This is a genomic window from Streptomyces sp. NPDC052036 (assembly GCF_040680495.1).
Lineage (GTDB): Bacteria > Actinomycetota > Actinomycetes > Streptomycetales > Streptomycetaceae > Streptomyces.
Map to the genome: position 1 here is coordinate 1 of NZ_JBFAWW010000074.1, position 15,653 is coordinate 15,653.

Below are 15,653 nucleotides of genomic sequence, written 5' to 3' on the forward strand. Positions count from 1 at the left end.
GGGCGGTCGCCACCCGGTTCGACAAACTCGCCGTCCGCTTCGAAGCCACCGTCCTGATCGCCGCGATCGGCGAATGGTTATGACCGGCCTGAGCTTTCGGCTCCACGTGCCATGCTGACCGCGACCAGGGTGAACCGGGCGAGGGAGAGGCAACGATGGGGGCTCAGTACTACGGCGCCGACAGCGAGAACGGCGACCGCATCGACGACCCCTCAGAGGACGCGCTGTTCATAACGATCAGCGACCTCAACAACTCCGACAACACCTTCGTGGTCGTCCAGCCCGACGAGGACAACCCCGTCTGGTTCGCCTCAGTGGCCGTCCTGGACGAAGGCGGCTACGAGATCGTCCGCCGCGACACCTCCCGCAACGAGCACGAGGTCACCACGGCGACGAGCATCAACGACATCGCCCGCGACCTCACCATCTGGATGGCCGCCCGCGACTTCCCTGGAAGGCCAACCAGACAGGTCACCGACTTCTAAAACACGACCTAGTTCCACCCGCCGGAAGGAGGGCGTCGCACGACCGGACGGCCGTCCTTTGGACAAGGTCCGTGCCTTGCAGTGGACGCTCTACTGCTGTGCCAGGCAAGATCCCGAACGTCGGTTCCATGCCCTGTACGGCCACGTCTTTCGCAGGGACGTCTTGTGGCGGGCCTGGGCCGGTGTGTGTGCGAACCGGGGTGCCCCCGGCGTGGACGGGGTGACCGTCGATGCTGCGGCCGCCGCCGGGGTGGAAGAGTTCCTCCACGACCTTTCGCAGCAGCTGCGGGCGCATACGCATCGCCCGTCACCGCTGTGTCGGGTCATGATCCCCAAGCCGGGGCGGCCGGGCGAGTTCCGGCCGCTGTCGATCTCCACCGTGGCCGATCGGCTGGTGATGACGGCCGCGAAGCTCGTGCTCGAGCCGATCTTTGAAGCCGACTTCCTGCCGGTCAGCTACGGTTTCCGGCCCAAGCGGTCCGCGATCGACGCATGCGAGAGCGTACGCGTGGAGGCGAACCGGGGCCGTGAGTGGGTGCTTGAGTCCGATATCCGCGACTGCTTCGGGTCAATCCGGCATGACGCTCTCGTGGCCCAGGTGGCCCGGCGCGTGGTGGACGGTTCGATGCTGAAGCTGATCCGGGCGTGGCTTCGAGTGGGGGTGCTGGAGGATGGGGCGAGTGGCTCACCAGGAGCAGGGACCCCACAAGGCTCACCGATTTCACCGTTGCTGGCGAGCGTCGCGCTGCACGTCCTCGATGAAGGGTGGCAGGGCGAGGGGAGTCGACTGGGAGTATTGGTGAGGTACTGTGATGACTTCGTGATCTTGTGTCCGACCAGGGAACGTGCCGAGCAGGCACGGGAGTTGGCGGGTGCGGTGCTGGCCGGGCTCGGGCTGCGACTGCACCCGGACAAGACGGGCATCGTCCACCTCGCCAGGGGTGGGCAGGGTTTCGATTTCCTCGGCTTCCACCACTGCAAGGTGGAATCGTGGCGTCGGCGCGGCAGGTACTCCCTGCAGCGCTGGCCGTCCAAGCGGGCGTTGGGAGTGCTGCGGGACAAGATCCGCGCGGCCACCGACCGCCGGCAGGTGGGACGGCCGCTGGCGGCCGTGGTCGCCGACCTCAACCCCGTGCTCCGGGGCTGGGTGGCGTACTTCCGCTGGGGCAACTCGGCCGGGAAGTTCTCCACAATCGACAGCTACGTGCACAAGCGGCTCGCGATCTTCGACAATCGCAAGCGCGGCCTCTCCGGCCGCCGGTGGGGCCAGCGCCACAACGGCGCGTGGTTCAACCGGCTCGGTGTGCCGCCTGTCCGGGAACGTACGCAGGGTGGCAGCGCATGCCAGCCGGTGAACGATGTCGGTAAGCCGTGTGCGCGAGAAGCGCATGCACGGTTTGACGGGCGGGGCTGGAAACGGAGCCCTCACGGGCCACCGCGCCAGTCCTCGACCCTACTCAGGAGCCAGGTCCACAGGATGGCTCTCCTTCGGAAGTCGGGTCCAAGCGCCCGTGAGTTCCGGGTGCTTTCCGTGATCCAGGACCTGAGAGACTCAGCGCTCGGACGCTCAGGCGGCGACCGTGTCGGTGACGCCGTATCCGGCCTCGACGATCGCGGCGCGGAGCCGGCTGTCGTCGAGGTCCGTTCCGTGCACGGTGACGAACTTGGCTGCGACGTCGACCACGACCTCGCTCACCCCCGCGACCTCGGACACCTCTTCCCTGATGCTCGCCGCGCAGTGCTCGCAGCTCATGCCGGTGACGTTGTACTGCTTCTGTGCCATGGCGCAACTCCTGGATGCCAATGAGGCTTTGGGTGGCTTACGGATGTACGGGGGCGGGTGTTCAGTCCGTCCCCGACATCACAACAGTCGGTTGGGCGGAGCCAGAAGTTCCCGAGTGCGTACGCCGATTCCGGTGCCGGGCACGAGGGAAGGAATCCTCCGCGGCGCCGGGCCGGATCCGGATGTGGGACGAGGGGGTTCGGGTGACGGACTGCCGGCACGGCAACCACCGTGGCACAGCGCACACCGGGTGGCCCTGGGAGCCCGAGCCGAGGGACGTCCGGGGCTGGCGGACACGCGTCCGCGAAGGAGCGTGGCCGCTGCTCGTGGCCACCGTCGCGGTTCTCGTCGGCGGCTACGGCTGGCTGGGCTCCATCGCCGGCGGCACGCTCGGTGCCCTGGTCGGATGCGCCGCGGGGCTGGTGGCCGGCGCTTTCCTGTACCTCCTGGTGGACTCGGCCGTATCGGGCCATCCGATATGGCACCGCCGTGTCCGGAGAGCGTCGCGACGCCCGGCACGGTGATGGTGCCGCCGTCTTTCTGGGTGGGTGTGAGAACTCCGTTCGCCTCTTCGCGGGCGCGATGTGGCGTGCGACACGTTTGATTGCGGGAACTCGACGTTCCGTCCGGCCGACTACTGGATCGGTACGGCTTCAACTGCCGTTTTTCGTACGCCGGTTCGATACGACCAGGAAGGTCGAGCATGGCCGAGTTCCGACAACCGTCCCACCCTGTCGGCGTGATGGCCCGCAGGTTGCTGCCGCCCCCCGCGTTCTGCGGCTTCCTGTTGCTGCTCGCCCTGGTGTTCTCGGTGTCGTACGCCGTCGGATCGGCCGCCGGTCCGGTGGCACCAGGCATGCACGGGAGCGCCGGGAGTGGAAGCGGGGGAAGCGGTGGCGGCATGGAGGACAAGTCCGGGACGGACGGGAGCATGCAGGGGATGACGGACGGGAGCGGTTAGTGACGGCGGGTGAAGCGGCGACCGGCCTCGTGGTCACGGACCTCACCGTCGGCGGGATGACGTGCGCGGCCTGTGTGCGGCAGGTGGAGAAGAAGCTCGCCAAGCTGGAGGGCGTCACGGCCACCGTGAACCTGGCCACCGGGATGGCCCGGGTCAGCCATCCGGCCGACGTAGCGCCTGAGGAACTCGTCACCGCGGTCGAACAGGCCGGGTACCAGGCGGCCCTGCCCGCGCCGCCCGTCCGGGAGGACGAGCGGGCGGCGGACGCTGACCCGGACGGGTCCGAGGCCGCCGCCTGGCGGGAGCGAGAGCGGCTCCTCGTCACTGTGCTGCTCGCCGTTCCCGTCCTGGTGCTGTCGATGGTGCCCGCTCTTCAGTTCCGTAACTGGCAGTGGCTGTGCTTCGCGTTGGCCGCCCCGGTGGCGGTGTGGAGCGCGTGGCCCTCCCACGAGCGCGCGCTGCGAGGGCTGCGTCACTCCACGACCACCATGGACACCCTGGTCTCGCTGGGTGTGGTGGCGTCCTTCTCCTGGTCGGCGTACGCGCTGTTTCTCGGGGGAGCGGGCGATCCCGGGATGCGGATGCCGTTCAGTCTGCTGCCGTCGGCGTCCGATGGCGTGGCGCACGTCTATCTCGAAGCCGCGGTGAGCGTGCCGCTGTTCGTATTGACCGGGCGGTACCTGGAGGCGCGGGCACGGCGGGGGACCGGGGCGGCCCTGCGGGCGCTGGCGGACCTGGCGGCCAAGGAGGTGTCCGTCCGCGACGAGCGGGGCGAGCGGTCCGTGCCCATAGAGCAGTTGAGGCTCGGGCAGGTCTTCGTTGTGCGTCCGGGGGAGCGCGTCGCCACCGACGGGCGGGTGACGGAGGGCTCCTCCGCTGTGGACCTGTCCCTGGTCACCGGTGAGAGCGAGCCCGTGGAGGTGAGCCCCGGCTCGGCGCTGGTCGGCGGTGCCGTCAACGTCGGCGGGCTGCTCCTCGTACGGGCGACGGCGGTCGGCGCTGACACGCAGCTGGCCCGGATCACCCGACTGGTGGCGGAGGCGCGGGCCGGGAAGGCGCGGGCGCAGCGGCTGGCCGACGCGGTGGCCGGGGTGTTCGTACCAGTCGTGCTGACGATCGCGGTGACCGTCCTCGGGTTCTGGCTGGGCGCCGGAGCGGATCCGCAGGCGGCGCTCACCGCCTGCGTGGCCGTCCTCGTCGTGGCCTGCCCGTGCGCGCTGGGACTCGCCACCCCGACCGCCCTGATGGCCGCTACCGGGCGCGGGGCACAGCTGGGTGTGCTGGTGAGCGGGCCGCAGACGCTGGAGGCGCTTCAGCACGTGGACACCGTCGTCCTGGACAAGACCGGCACCCTGACGTCCGGTCGCATGACCGTCGCCCGGGGTGACCGCGGTGCCCGGTGGGCTGGGGCAGGAGGAGCTGGTTCGTCTGGCTGGTGCGGTGGAGCAGGGTGCTGAGCATCCGATCGGGCGGGCGATCACGGCGTACGCGCGCCGCTCGGCGGACCGCGAGCCGCTGCCGGAGGTGAGCGGCTTCGCCGCGACGGCGGGGCGGGGTGTCACGGGGTGGGTGGACGGTCGTACGGTCGAAGTGGTCGTGCCGGAGGGTGAGTTGCCGCCTGCGCTGGCCGAGGGGCTGACCGTGGTGGAGGACGAGGCTTACACGTCTGTGCTGGTGCGGGTGAACGGGCGGGCCGAGGCGCTGATCGCCGTCGGGGACCTGGTACGGCCGGGCAGCTACCGGGCCGTGGACCGACCGCGGCGGCTCGGTATCCGCCCGGTGCTGGCCACCGGTGAGAGCGAGGCTCCCGCGCGGGCGGTGGCGGCGGCGCTCGGGATCGACGAGGTGCACGCCCGCTGCTCCCCGGAGGACAAGGCCGACCTGGTCCGGCAGCTGCAGGAGGAGGGCTGCCGGGTCGCCGTCGTCGGCGACGGTGTGAACGACGCCGCCGCGCTTGCCGGAGCCGACCTGGGCATCGCCATGGGCAGCGGTACGGACGTGGCCATCGGAGTGGCCGACCTGACCCTGGTGCGCGGCGACATCGAGGCCCTTGTGGACGCCGTACGGCTGGCCCGACGCACCCTCGGCACGATTCGCGCCAACCTAGTGTGGGCCTTCGGCTACAACGTCGTCACCGTGCCGCTCGCCATGGTGGGGCTGCTCAACCCCATGCTCGCCGCCGCCGCGATGTCGGCGAGTTCGGTGCTGGTGGTGGCCAACAGCCTGCGGCTGCGCGGCTGGCAGTCGTCGCCCGTCGGCGGCCGGGGCGCGGATCACGGCCCGGGAAGGACGATGTCCGATGAGGAAGACCCTGGCCCGAATAACCGCCCGGTTTAGCGAACGGCGGCTGAAGGACGGTGCTGTCGCTGCTCTCGTTCCCGTCGCCGCGTGCAGTGTGGCTTTGGCGGGCCTCACCGCCTGGACCGGCACCGGCAGGGCGGGCAGTCCCGCGCGCGTCAGCGTCACCAGCGGACGTGTCCTGCTGCCCTCCGCCGGAGTTCCGGAGACGGCGGCGTTCTTCCGTATCGCCAACGAGGGCGGCTCGGCCGACCGCCTGATACGCGTCACCTCGCCCGACGCCCCTGGCGGCATCACGCTCGCCCAGCACCGCATGAACGAGGGGAACGGGGCCTACCGCACCGGCATCGACTCCGTCGCGATACCGGCGGGCGACAGCCTCGGGATGTCACCGCAGGGGGTGGACCTGACGGTGGCCGTGGCGGCCGGGAAGTGGAGTTCGGGCGATCTCGTGCCCTTCACCCTGGAGTTCCGGCGCAGCGGCCGGGGCAAGGTCCTCGCTGTGGTGGTGCGTCCGGGCAGTGTCCAGTTCCCGCAGTCGTGCCGCCGGGCCGCCGAGTTCCCGCCTGTCGGGTATGAGGTGGGTCACTGTTCCGGCGCTGAGTCGAGGGCTGGGGGTGCGCACGTACCACCTGACGACGATCAGGCGCCGGGTGCGAAGATGGGCGCGCTATGACTGGGGGCCTCACGTCTCGACCGTCGTCCTGTCGCGTTCGCGCGCGGCTTCTTCCTGTCGTCCCCTCGCGGCGGCACGTCCGCGTGCCGCCGCGAGCCGACACGTCCTGACGGGCCCCGGGCATCGCCGTAACCACCGCGTACGGCCGCACCCCAAGTCCCGGCGCGCCGCCCCTTCTTCGGGCAGGCCCCGGACGACCCGAGAAGGACATCACGTGACTGTTACCGTCCTGCCCGTTCCCCGGACGAAACGCGTCTCGGCGGACGCGGCGGCGACCGCCTGGGCCCTGGCCGCCCGCGGCGGTGACCCCCGCGCGGCTGAGCACTTCGTCCGCGCGCCGCACAACGACGTGCTGTGCTACGTCGCCTACCTCAGCGGCGATCCCCAGACCGCTTACGACCTGACCCAGGACACCTTCGCGCGGGCCTTCGGCAGCCTGCACCGCTTCGAGGGCCGCGCCTCGGCCCGCACCTGGCTGCTGTCCATCGCCCGCCGTACGGTGGCCGACAGCTTCCGGCACGCCGCCGCCCGGCCGCGGCTCGCCGAAACATCCGACTGGCAGGCGGCCGTCGAACGCACCCAGCCGCGCGACGTGCCGGGCTTCGACGACGGCGTGGCCCTGCTCGACCTGTTGGCCGCGCTGCCCGGAGAACGCCGTGAGACGTTCGTCCTCACCCAAGTCGTCGGCCTGTCCTACGAGGAGACGGCCGGCTTCATCGGCTGCCCCGTCGGCACCGTCCGCTCCCGGGTCTCCCGCGCCCGGGCGGCTCTGGAACGGCAGCTCCTGGAAGCCGAGGCACAGGCCACCCGAGCGCCCTGACGCGAAGGGCCGGTGCTTCCCGACCGGGGAGCACCGGCCGCTGCCGTGCCCCGGGTGCGGCCGGGCGCCGTCCACGTCCGGGTCGAGGAGCACGTATGGCCGTCCGGTCCATCCGGCGACGCCTGAAAAGCAATCGGCTACTGCCAGGAACTCAACGCCACTTCGCCACGACTTCTGTAACACAAGCCTCTCAACCCGGTGAGCGCAGAAGCCCCTCAGCCCGGTGAGGGCAGCCCGTACGTCCGTATACAAGGAGCCCGCATGTCGATGAACCGGCCGGTCGCCACCGCCCTGGCCGCAGCCCTCTGCCTGCTCACGGCGGCATGCGGTGCCTCCTCGTCCGACGACAAGGCGAGCGGCAGTTCGACCCAGGCCGCGGCCTTGAAGTCCGGCTACCCGGTGACGCTGGACAACTGCGGCCGGAAGGAGACCTTCGAGAAGGCTCCCAGCCGGGTCGTCGTCATGAACGGTGCCTCCGTCGCCGAGGTCTCCACCCTCCTCGCCCTCGGCCTGGGAGACAAGGTCGTCGCCAACCAGCAGGGCTACGGTATGTCCGAGGTGCCCGGCCGTGCCGCCGCCATCAAAAAGCTGCCCACCGGGGACGTCAAGGTCAACGACGCCTACGACGTCCCGCGCGAGGCGATGCTCGGCCTGCGCCCCGATCTCGTCCTGTCCGTCACCACGTACGGCTTCGACGAGAAGAACGGCTTCGCCACCCGCGACCAGCTGAAGCAGGTCGGCGCCAACAGCTACGTCTCCCCGCAGGGCTGCGACGACGACCCTTCCAAGATGACCGTCGCCGACAGCTACCGGCTGCTGCGCGACATGGGAAAGATCTTCAACGTCAGTGACCGGGCCGAGAAGGTGATCGCCGCCTCTGAGAAGAACATCGCGGCCGTCACGGACAAGGTGAAGGGGGAGAAGCGGCCGAAGGTCATGGTGCTCTTCTCCAACATGTCCATGGGCAGCAACGACTTCAGCTCGGTCCTCGCCAACGGCATCGTCAACGACATCCTCGCCAAGGCCGGCGGCACCAACGCCTTCTCGAACACCACCAAGGCCACCTTCGCCGACCTGAGCAAAGAGAAGGTGGCCGCCACCGACGTCGACGCCGTCGTCGTCATCAGCTACAACGACCCCAACCCGGCGGCTTACGCCAAGAAACTGCTCAAGGAGTTCCCCCAGTGGCCGGCCGCCAAGAACAACACGTACGTGACGCTGTCCGACTCGATGTACCTCGGCCCCAGCAACGACCTGGCCGTGGAGAGGATCGCCAAGCTGCTGCACCCGGAAGCCTTCTGAGCCGACTCAGGATCCCGTTGGCGTTCACGCTCCTGCCGGTCGCGCTGGTCGCCACCATGATCGTGGCGATCGGTATCGGTGCCGTCAGCGTCCCCGTCGGTGACGTGTGGGGGATCGTCCTGCACCACGTCACCGGCGCGGGGGCGGCGCCGGCCGACCCCGCGCTCGACCAGATCGTCTGGAACTTCCGCACCCCGAGGGTGGTCCTGGCGGCCCTGGTCGGCGCGGGCCTGGCGGTGTCCGGCGCGGTGCTCCAGACGGTGGTGTCCAACCCGCTCGCCGACCCCATCGTCCTCGGTTTCTCCTACGGCGCCACACTCGGCGCGGTCCTCGTCATCACCCTGGGCGGGGGCGTGGCGCTCGCCGGGCTCGGGGTGTCGGCCGCGGCCTTCCTCGGGGCGGTCGCCGCCGGGGCGCTCGTGTTCGCGCTCGGGCAGCGTCGAGGACGGCTGGCCCCGACCCGGCTGGTGCTGGCAGGCGTCGCCGTCGGCTACGTCTTCCTTTCCGCCACCAGCTATGTGCAACTCCAGGCGACGCCGAACGAGTTGCGGACGGTGATGTTCTGGATGCTGGGCAGCGTCGCCGGAGCCCAGTGGGACCAACTCCCCACCGTTGCCGTGGTCGTGCTCGCAACGACCACGCTCCTGTCCCTCTTCGGCCGGCGTCTGAACGTGCTGCTGGCTGGCGACGAGTCCGCCACCGCCCTCGGCGTCGACGTCAACCGGCTGAGGGCCGTCCTCCTCGTCCTCAGCGCGCTGCTGACCGGGACCGTCATCGCCGTCGCCGGCAGCATCGGCTTCGTCGGCCTGATGATCCCGCACCTGGTGCGGATGACCGCAGGCGCCGACCACCGCCGTCTGCTGCCCCTGACCGCTCTGCTGGGCGCTGTCTACCTGGTCCTCGTTGACCTGCTCTCCCGCACCCTCGACCGCCCCAACGAACTGCCGTTGGGCATCCTCACTGCGCTCCTCGGCGCCCCGTTCTTCCTGTGGCTGTTGCGCCGCAACAAGGGGATGGACTGACCGCATGAAACTGACCGTCGACCAGCTCCGTATCACCCTGGACCGGACCGCGATCCTCCGCGACGTGAGCCTTCAGGCCCGCAAGGGAGACGTCGTCGGCCTCGTCGGCCCCAACGGCAGCGGCAAGTCCACCTTGCTGCGCGCCGTCTACCGCTCGCTCCGCCCGGCGGACGGCGCCGTCAGGGTCGGTGAGGACGACGTCTGGGCGCTGTCCGCCCGCGCCGCGGCCCGCCGTACCGCCGCCGTCCTCCAGGACGCGGGCGGCAACACCACCGGCCTGACCGTCACCGAGATCGTCGCCCTCGGCCGCGCCCCCCACCACGGCCTGCTCGGGCGCGACGGAGCCGAGGACCACCGGGCGGTGACGGACGCCGTCGACCGCTGCGGAGTACGGCCCTTCGCGGACCGCGACTACGCCTCCCTGTCCGGCGGCGAACGCCAACGTGTCCTGCTGGCCCGCTCGTTGGCCCAGAATCCGCAACTCCTGGTCCTGGACGAGCTCACCAACCACCTCGACATCCGGGCCCGGTTCGAGCTCCTCGACCTCATCCGCGTCACCGGCGTCACCACCCTCGCCGTCCTGCACGACCTCGACCTCGCCGCTCGCCTCTGCGACCACCTGGTCGTCCTGCACGAGGGAACCGTGGTGGCGGCGGGACCGGTCCTTGAGGCACTCACCCCGCAGGTCCTCGCCGACGTCTTCGGCGTCCGCGCGCACACCGAACGGCATGCCGACGGCGTCGTCCGGATCACGTACGCAGCCCAGCCGCTCGCGGACGGACACGCCCTGGAGGACGACAGCCGATCCCCCGAGACGGCCGACCGCTGATCCGAGGTGGGTGCGCCTGCGTGAGGCCCGGAGCCCGCAGCGGGTTCCAGGGCTTCGCACTGGTCCAAGGGCCGGGCGCGCGAGCCATGTAGTGACACCGTCGGCCTTCACCGGCCGCCCCCGGTTCACTCAAGACCGTGTGCGGCGCCGCAGCATCCGTGAGCGCTGCCTCAACCAAGGAGAAACAGCTGATGTCGTTACGTGTTCAGATCCTCATGTACGACGGAGTGGAGGAGCAGGACGCCATCGGGCCGCGTGACGTGTTCGGGCACGCTGTTGCCGGCGGGCGGTCAGGTAGAGACGACACTGGTGCGACCGTCGGCTCCTGGCGAGGTGACCTGCTTCTTCGGCACGAAGATCGTGGTGCCTGCTGTGTGGGAGCCCACCGACGCCGATGTGCTGATGCCGGGCGGCGGCGATCAGCTGATCAAAGATCCAGATGTCCTGCGGGACCTTGTACGGGCCCAGCAGGCAGGAGTCACCGTCGCGGGTGTCTGCACCGGGGTCTTGGCGCTGTCCGCGGCGGGCTTGACCAAGGACCGTCCGTGCACGACACACCACCTGGCCAAGGCTGACCCTCCCCTCGTAGCGTGGAGTCCGTGAATGCAGGGGACGTTGAGGTTCATGGGGTCCAAGCAACTGACGTACACGCCTGAGTTCCGTGAGGGTGCTGCACGCATTGTGATCGAGACGGGCAGGCCGATCCCGGAGGTCGCCGAGGAGCTCGGTGTCCACTCCGGGACGCTGCACAGCTGGGTGTCGCGGTGGCGGCGCAACGGCTCGGCCTCCTCCGACCGGCCCGCGCCCGCTGCCCCGGGCGGCCGGCTGCGGGACACCGAGCGCGCCGAGCTGGAGCGGCTGCGGCGGGAGATGAGCGAGAAGAACAAGCGGATACGCGAGCTGGAGATGGAACGTGATGTCTTCAAACGCTGCATGGCCTTGTGGGTGAAGCAGCTGCGGCGGACCGGCCCAGGTGGCCGGGGTGATCAGCGACTGCAAGGCCGAGCAGGACATTCCGCACACCCTGACCTGCCGTGCGCTGGGTGTGAGCGAGTCCTGGTTCTACAAGTGGCGCAACCAGCCCGTCACCGCTCGCGAGGTGCGGCGCGGGAAGCTGGCCGACGCGATCCGGCAGATCTTCGATGAGTCGGGCGGCACGTATGGTTCCCCGAAGGTCTGGATCACGCTCGTGCGCCAGGGCTGGAGAGTGTCGGTGAACACCGTCGCCAAGCTGATGGCCGAACTCGGTCTGGCCGGGCGCAAGGTCCGAAGGCGCCGGGGGCTGACCAGGCCGGGCAACCGGCGCGCGTTTGCGGACTTCGTGCGCCGCGACTTCAGCGCCACCGCTCCCGACCAGGTGTGGGCCGGGGACATGACGGAGATCGTCACCAGTGAGGGCAAGCTGTACCTGGCCACCGTGATCGATCTGTTCTCACGCCGCCTGCTCGGCTACGCGATGGGCGAGCGCCACGACGCAGAGCTGGTCGTCGCCTCCCTGCATATGGCCGCGGGCACCCGCGGCGGCGACGTCAGGGGCGTGATCTTCCACTCGGACCGCGGCAGCGAATACCAGTCCCGGCGCTTCAGGCGGGCCTGCCGTCGGCTCGGCGTGACCCAGTCGATGGGCCGTGTCGGCTCGTGTTTCGACAATGCCGTCAGCGAGGCGTTCAACAGCGTGCTCAAGGTCGAGTATGTCCACCGGCGCACCTTCACCACCCGCACCGAGGCGCGGCTGAAGATCGCCACCGGGATCACCGGCTTCTACAACACCAGTCGGCTACACAGCGTGTGCGGATACCGGAGCCCGATCGACTACGAACAAGACCATCAGGCCGACCCCACCGTGGAGTTGGCCGCTTGAAAGATCTCCACGGCGCGAGGGGATTGACACTACGGCTCTCCTCACGAATCATGCGGCGGAGGCTGATGCGAGCTGCGGTCAAGTCGTCTTCGCCTTCTTGCAGGCGCTGGGGCACCGCGTGGTTGTCCTGCCGTTTCTGCCGGAGCTGCGCGGACAGCTCCTGGTTGTGGCGGGTCAGCTCGTCGATCCGCGCTACGAGGTCCTTTGCGGCGAACTGGTCAAGCTGCTGCCCGAGGTTGCACTGGAGTGCCGCCTTTGAGTTTCTCTCGTTCCTCGCGCAGGGCTGTATCTCGGCGCGGGCAACTCCATGTCGCTGCGAAGGCTTGCCGTGCTCGCGCGGCGCCTCCGGTCTGCCTCTCCTGAGCGGGGCGAGTGAGCTGCTGGGTGCGGGCGTTCTCGATGTGCTCGCGGACTCCGTATGCATACACCAGCCAGTTGGACACACCTGCGGTGCGGGCGACGGCGGCGAAAGGGGGAACTTCACTACCGATCACGTCCCCAGCACGCGACACCCATGCTCCGGCTCACAGCCTGACAACGCATCGCCCCTGGCCCGCCAGCAAGCTGACGGACCCTCATGCAAGATCGAGGCTAACGGCCGGGGCATCCCACAGATCGGCCGAAATTCGACCGCCATTCGATAATCAGCTATCAATTCTGTTACGCTCCGTGCAATAGATAGCTTGATATCAGTTCTTAGTGGAGGTGTTCTCTGCCAGGGCCATGTGACGGACAGGTACGCAGGCGGCAGCCATTACGCCCCACCAGCCTGCCGTCGCCGGGCCCCCGTTCGCCGTGTGTGGCGGGCTCCCGCTCTACACGGCCGGCTTCCGGGACACGTCAGCGAGGAGAAAACATGACCATCCCCGCCTCTGTACCACAGCTGCCCTTCGCCCGCCCCAACGCTCTGGACCTCGCTCCCCTGTTCGCGCGACTGCGCAAACAGGGGCCGGTGGCCCAGGTGACGACACCAGCTGGCGACCCTGCCTGGCTTGTGACGACATACGAGGAGGCTCGCGCCGTCCTGGGAGACCCGCGGTTCGGCAAGTCGCACCCCGCACCGGAGAAGGCATCCAAGATCTCCGGTGCCGCGATCCAGTCCGGTCCGGTCAGCACGTTCGACGACGAAGCGCGCGAGCACACCCGCATGCGCCGGATGCTCGCCCCTGCGTTCAGTGCTCCGCGCATGCGTCGGCTTGGCCCGCGCATCGAGGAACTGACCCAGCGCTGTCTGGACGACATGGAACGCGCCCACGCCCCGCACTCACCGGTCAATCTACGTGAGCATCTGTCGTTCCCCCTCCCGGTGCAGGTCATCTGTGAACTTCTTGGCGTGCCACACGATGACCGCGAACTGCTGCGCGACTGGTCCGTGCGGATCGGCGCCCTCCACGGAGGTACCGACGGAGAGGACGCCATGGCTGAGTTCCAGGCGTACGTGGGCCGCCTGGCCCAGAGCAAGCGGAAGACCCCGGGCGAGGACGTCATCTCCGACATCCTGGCAGTCCAGGCCGAGGACCCCACTTTCACTGAGTACGACATGACCCTGCTGGCTGCTGGGCTCCTCTTCGCCGGCCATGAAACGACCTCCACACGTATCGACTTCGGCACCGTGTTCCTCCTGAGTGACCCGGCCCGGCGCGACCGCTTCGCCGCCGACCCCGAGGGCCTGGTCCAGTCAACTGTCGAGGAGATCCTGCGCATGGCCGCCCCGGGGGGACTCGGCCTCATGCGATACGCCCGCGAGGACGTCGAGATCGACGGGACCGTCATCGCCCGAGGTGACGCCGTGCTCGTAGCGATCCATTCCGCAAACCGCGACGAGGAGGCCTTCACCGAGCCAGACGCCTTCGATGCGGCGCGCACACCCAACGCTCACCTGGCTTTCGGGCACGGAATCCACTACTGCATCGGCAACGCTCTGGCCCGCACCGAGATGCGGATCGCCTTCACCGCCCTCTTCCGCCGCTTCCCGCACTTGCAGCTCGCGGTTGACCCCAGCGCGTTGCGCGATCATTCCGAACGGCTGGCCGGGGGACTCACCGCCGTCCCTGTGCTGTGGTGATCGCCACCCCGAAAAACCAGGAGTAGACACCATGCAGGTAGAAGTCGATCAATCCAAATGCGTAGCGTCTGGGCAGTGTGCCATGACCGCTCCCGCGGTCTTCGATCAGGACGACGCCGGAAAGGTCCTCGTCCTTGCACCCGCACCTCCGCCCTCGGCTCAGGGCCCGGCCCGGCAGGCCGCGGCGATGTGTCCTGGCATGGCCATCATCACGCGCGACGACATATAGAAGGCATGTGGCTCAGGTAGCCGGTGCCCGTCGCCGGCGTCAGCCGGGCACCGGCCGAACCGGTGCTTGTCACCTATAGGCCAGAGCACTTTCCCCACGGTGGCAGGCCCAATCCATGAACCGGGGGGTATCAATGCCGGCGCCCATGGAACAGCCCGGCGCAGGAGCACCTGCGCCGGGCCCCTTTCAGTTCTGTGGACGCACGATCGCGGGAGCGGGATTGGGTAGTGCGCTGGCGGCAGCCGGTGAAAGCCCGTCCAACAGCAGCGTCACATAACGCTGCCACCCGCCCTCGCCGGGCTCCATGGTCCACAACACGCTGACGAGCATGACCATGATCCGGCGCACGTCCTCAAGCACTAGATCTTCGCGGATCACCCCCGCGCGTTGGCCTTGCCGGACAAGCGGGTCCAGCGCGTCGAAGAACCGGTCGCCGATCTCGGCTGTCAGCACTCCCGCGTTCCGGGCAGCGGTCAGCACGTTGTAGTCGCGGACCGCGGAGGCCAGGGCGGTCTCCAATACCACGGCCAGACCGTGGCGCGGATCCTCGTCCCGCAGAGCCAAGCCGAGTGCAGGCATCATCTGCTCCACGAACGTCTGGTCCAGGACCGCACGCAGAAGAACCCCCTTGTCGGGGAAGCGGCGAAAGAGCGTCGCGATCCCCACGCCAGCCCGTCCGGCGATCTCCTCCAGAGGGGCATCCGGGCCCCGCTCCGCGTATACCTCGCGGGCGGCCTGGACGATCTTCGCGGAATTGCGCGCAGCGTCGGCGCGCAACGGTCGGGGGGCATCTCTCGGCACACACCCACCCTATCAAGTGATAGTCAGCGATCAGTTCGAGTTGACACCCCTCCCACACTGAATTGATAGTCGACTATTGGCTGTGTCGCAAAGCGCCATGCCCGCCGCCGAAGCGCCCGACGACCCGCCCTGCGCGTGTCGAGACCGCGTTATTCCCCTTCCATCAAGAGCCCGAGGAATCGTTCATGCCTCACTCACACGGCAGCTGTAGTTCAGGCCTGGCTGGTCCTGGAGAGCGTGTCGGCGCTGGTGGCAGGCTTGTGTGATGGCTCGATGGTGGCGGCTCCAGGCCATCCAGTGCAGGATGTGTTCCGCGTCCCGGACTGGTGGTGTGAGGACGAACGCCCGGAGGAGTCGGACGAGTTCGAGGCAGGTCAACGGGACGAGACGGGCCGGTCGGGCAGGGCCCGCCGTGGTCGCGGCAGCAGCGGTCAGGGCGCGGACGGCGGATGCGGCAAGGGAGAACAGTGACCAGCGCATCCAGGAGTTCCAGCAGGTCACCTGTCCTTCGTCCAGGCCGG

General features: G+C 69.1%; 15 protein-coding genes and 4 pseudogenes. 16 read left to right on the plus strand and 3 right to left on the minus strand.

Going from position 1 to position 15,653, the window contains the following annotated elements; all coding sequences use genetic code 11:
* Positions 1-155 precede the first annotated feature (155 nt).
* Both AB0L95_RS40770 and ltrA read left to right on the plus strand, forming a co-directional pair.
* Positions 156-485 (plus strand): hypothetical protein, encoded by a 330-nt coding sequence (locus AB0L95_RS40770; RefSeq protein WP_365171552.1) that lies wholly within the window; start codon positions 156-158, stop codon positions 483-485.
* A 163-nt stretch (positions 486-648) separates the two neighbouring features.
* Positions 649-1,740, plus strand: a pseudogene (gene ltrA / locus AB0L95_RS40775) (group II intron reverse transcriptase/maturase); the annotation flags it as partial.
* Between the two features lie 312 nt (positions 1,741-2,052).
* On the opposite strand, the gene AB0L95_RS40780 reads toward ltrA, so the two are convergent.
* On the minus strand, positions 2,053-2,268 hold the full coding sequence (locus AB0L95_RS40780; protein ID WP_365171578.1) for a heavy-metal-associated domain-containing protein: 216 nt from the start codon (positions 2,266-2,268) through the stop codon (positions 2,053-2,055).
* Positions 2,269-2,594: 326 nt separating this feature from the next.
* Here AB0L95_RS40780 and AB0L95_RS40785 point away from each other — a divergent pair, with 326 nt between their 5' ends.
* The 14 genes and pseudogenes from AB0L95_RS40785 (at position 2,595) to AB0L95_RS40850 (ending at position 14,331) form a co-directional block, all read left to right on the plus strand.
* Entirely contained in the window at positions 2,595-2,792 is a 198-nt protein-coding gene (locus AB0L95_RS40785; protein WP_365171554.1) for a hypothetical protein, read from the plus strand.
* 179 nt (positions 2,793-2,971) lie between these two features.
* Entirely contained in the window at positions 2,972-3,229 is a 258-nt protein-coding gene (locus AB0L95_RS40790) for a hypothetical protein (protein ID WP_365171556.1), read from the plus strand.
* A gap of 56 nt (positions 3,230-3,285) precedes the next feature.
* A pseudogene (locus tag AB0L95_RS40795) lies at positions 3,286-5,566 on the plus strand (heavy metal translocating P-type ATPase).
* Complete coding sequence (locus AB0L95_RS40800) at positions 5,529-6,203, plus strand: copper chaperone PCu(A)C (protein ID WP_365171558.1); 675 nt, start codon at positions 5,529-5,531, stop codon at positions 6,201-6,203. The pseudogene AB0L95_RS40795 and the gene AB0L95_RS40800 overlap by 38 nt, the downstream one beginning before the upstream one ends.
* 214 nt (positions 6,204-6,417) lie before the next feature.
* The gene (locus AB0L95_RS40805) at positions 6,418-7,023 is read left to right on the plus strand and encodes a sigma-70 family RNA polymerase sigma factor (RefSeq protein ID WP_365171560.1); all 606 of its coding nucleotides are present in this window, start codon (positions 6,418-6,420) and stop codon (positions 7,021-7,023) included.
* Between the two features lie 261 nt (positions 7,024-7,284).
* Positions 7,285-8,325: an ABC transporter substrate-binding protein gene (locus AB0L95_RS40810; RefSeq protein WP_365171562.1), complete on the plus strand. Its 1,041-nt coding sequence runs from the start codon at positions 7,285-7,287 to the stop codon at positions 8,323-8,325.
* 56 nt (positions 8,326-8,381) lie between these two features.
* Positions 8,382-9,347 (plus strand): iron ABC transporter permease, encoded by a 966-nt coding sequence (locus tag AB0L95_RS40815; protein WP_365171580.1) that lies wholly within the window; start codon positions 8,382-8,384, stop codon positions 9,345-9,347.
* 4 nt (positions 9,348-9,351) lie between these two features.
* Positions 9,352-10,176 (plus strand): ABC transporter ATP-binding protein, encoded by an 825-nt coding sequence (locus AB0L95_RS40820; protein ID WP_365171564.1) that lies wholly within the window; start codon positions 9,352-9,354, stop codon positions 10,174-10,176.
* Positions 10,177-10,431: 255 nt separating this feature from the next.
* A complete protein-coding gene (locus AB0L95_RS40825) occupies positions 10,432-10,779 on the plus strand; it encodes a DJ-1/PfpI family protein (RefSeq protein ID WP_365171566.1) in 348 nt (115 codons plus the stop codon).
* Between the two features lie 21 nt (positions 10,780-10,800).
* Positions 10,801-11,034 (plus strand): annotated as a pseudogene (locus AB0L95_RS40830) (transposase); the annotation flags it as partial.
* Positions 11,035-11,158: 124 nt separating this feature from the next.
* Complete coding sequence (locus AB0L95_RS40835; protein ID WP_365171568.1) at positions 11,159-12,037, plus strand: IS3 family transposase; 879 nt, start codon at positions 11,159-11,161, stop codon at positions 12,035-12,037.
* Positions 12,038-12,155: 118 nt separating this feature from the next.
* Positions 12,156-12,296 (plus strand): hypothetical protein, encoded by a 141-nt coding sequence (locus AB0L95_RS40840; RefSeq protein WP_365171570.1) that lies wholly within the window; start codon positions 12,156-12,158, stop codon positions 12,294-12,296.
* Positions 12,297-12,893: 597 nt separating this feature from the next.
* Positions 12,894-14,102 carry a cytochrome P450 gene (locus tag AB0L95_RS40845; RefSeq protein WP_365171572.1) on the plus strand — a complete coding sequence of 403 codons (1,209 nt, stop codon included), beginning with the start codon at positions 12,894-12,896 and terminating at the stop codon, positions 14,100-14,102.
* Positions 14,103-14,133: 31 nt separating this feature from the next.
* Entirely contained in the window at positions 14,134-14,331 is a 198-nt protein-coding gene (locus AB0L95_RS40850) for a ferredoxin (RefSeq protein WP_365171574.1), read from the plus strand.
* A gap of 186 nt (positions 14,332-14,517) precedes the next feature.
* Here the strand turns inward: AB0L95_RS40850 and AB0L95_RS40855 are convergent, their stop codons facing one another.
* Together AB0L95_RS40855 and AB0L95_RS40860 are read right to left on the minus strand one after the other, a co-directional pair.
* The gene (locus AB0L95_RS40855; RefSeq protein WP_365171576.1) at positions 14,518-15,108 is read right to left on the minus strand and encodes a helix-turn-helix domain-containing protein; all 591 of its coding nucleotides are present in this window, start codon (positions 15,106-15,108) and stop codon (positions 14,518-14,520) included.
* A 207-nt stretch (positions 15,109-15,315) separates the two neighbouring features.
* Positions 15,316-15,653: pseudogene (locus tag AB0L95_RS40860) on the minus strand (hypothetical protein); the annotation flags it as partial.

Excerpts from the sequence above, each read along its gene's own strand:
- AB0L95_RS40850 (WP_365171574.1), top strand. The coding sequence starts at position 14,134 with ATGCAGGTAGAAGTCGATCAATCCAAATGCGTAGCGTCTGGGCAGTGT.
- AB0L95_RS40810 (WP_365171562.1), top strand. The coding sequence starts at position 7,285 with ATGTCGATGAACCGGCCGGTCGCCACCGCCCTGGCCGCAGCCCTCTGC.
- AB0L95_RS40770 (WP_365171552.1), top strand. The coding sequence starts at position 156 with ATGGGGGCTCAGTACTACGGCGCCGACAGCGAGAACGGCGACCGCATC.
- AB0L95_RS40800 (WP_365171558.1), top strand. The coding sequence starts at position 5,529 with ATGAGGAAGACCCTGGCCCGAATAACCGCCCGGTTTAGCGAACGGCGG.
- AB0L95_RS40790 (WP_365171556.1), top strand. The coding sequence starts at position 2,972 with ATGGCCGAGTTCCGACAACCGTCCCACCCTGTCGGCGTGATGGCCCGC.
- AB0L95_RS40820 (WP_365171564.1), top strand. The coding sequence starts at position 9,352 with ATGAAACTGACCGTCGACCAGCTCCGTATCACCCTGGACCGGACCGCG.
- AB0L95_RS40780 (WP_365171578.1), bottom strand. The coding sequence starts at position 2,268 with ATGGCACAGAAGCAGTACAACGTCACCGGCATGAGCTGCGAGCACTGC.
- AB0L95_RS40845 (WP_365171572.1), top strand. The coding sequence starts at position 12,894 with ATGACCATCCCCGCCTCTGTACCACAGCTGCCCTTCGCCCGCCCCAAC.
- AB0L95_RS40815 (WP_365171580.1), top strand. The coding sequence starts at position 8,382 with ATGATCGTGGCGATCGGTATCGGTGCCGTCAGCGTCCCCGTCGGTGAC.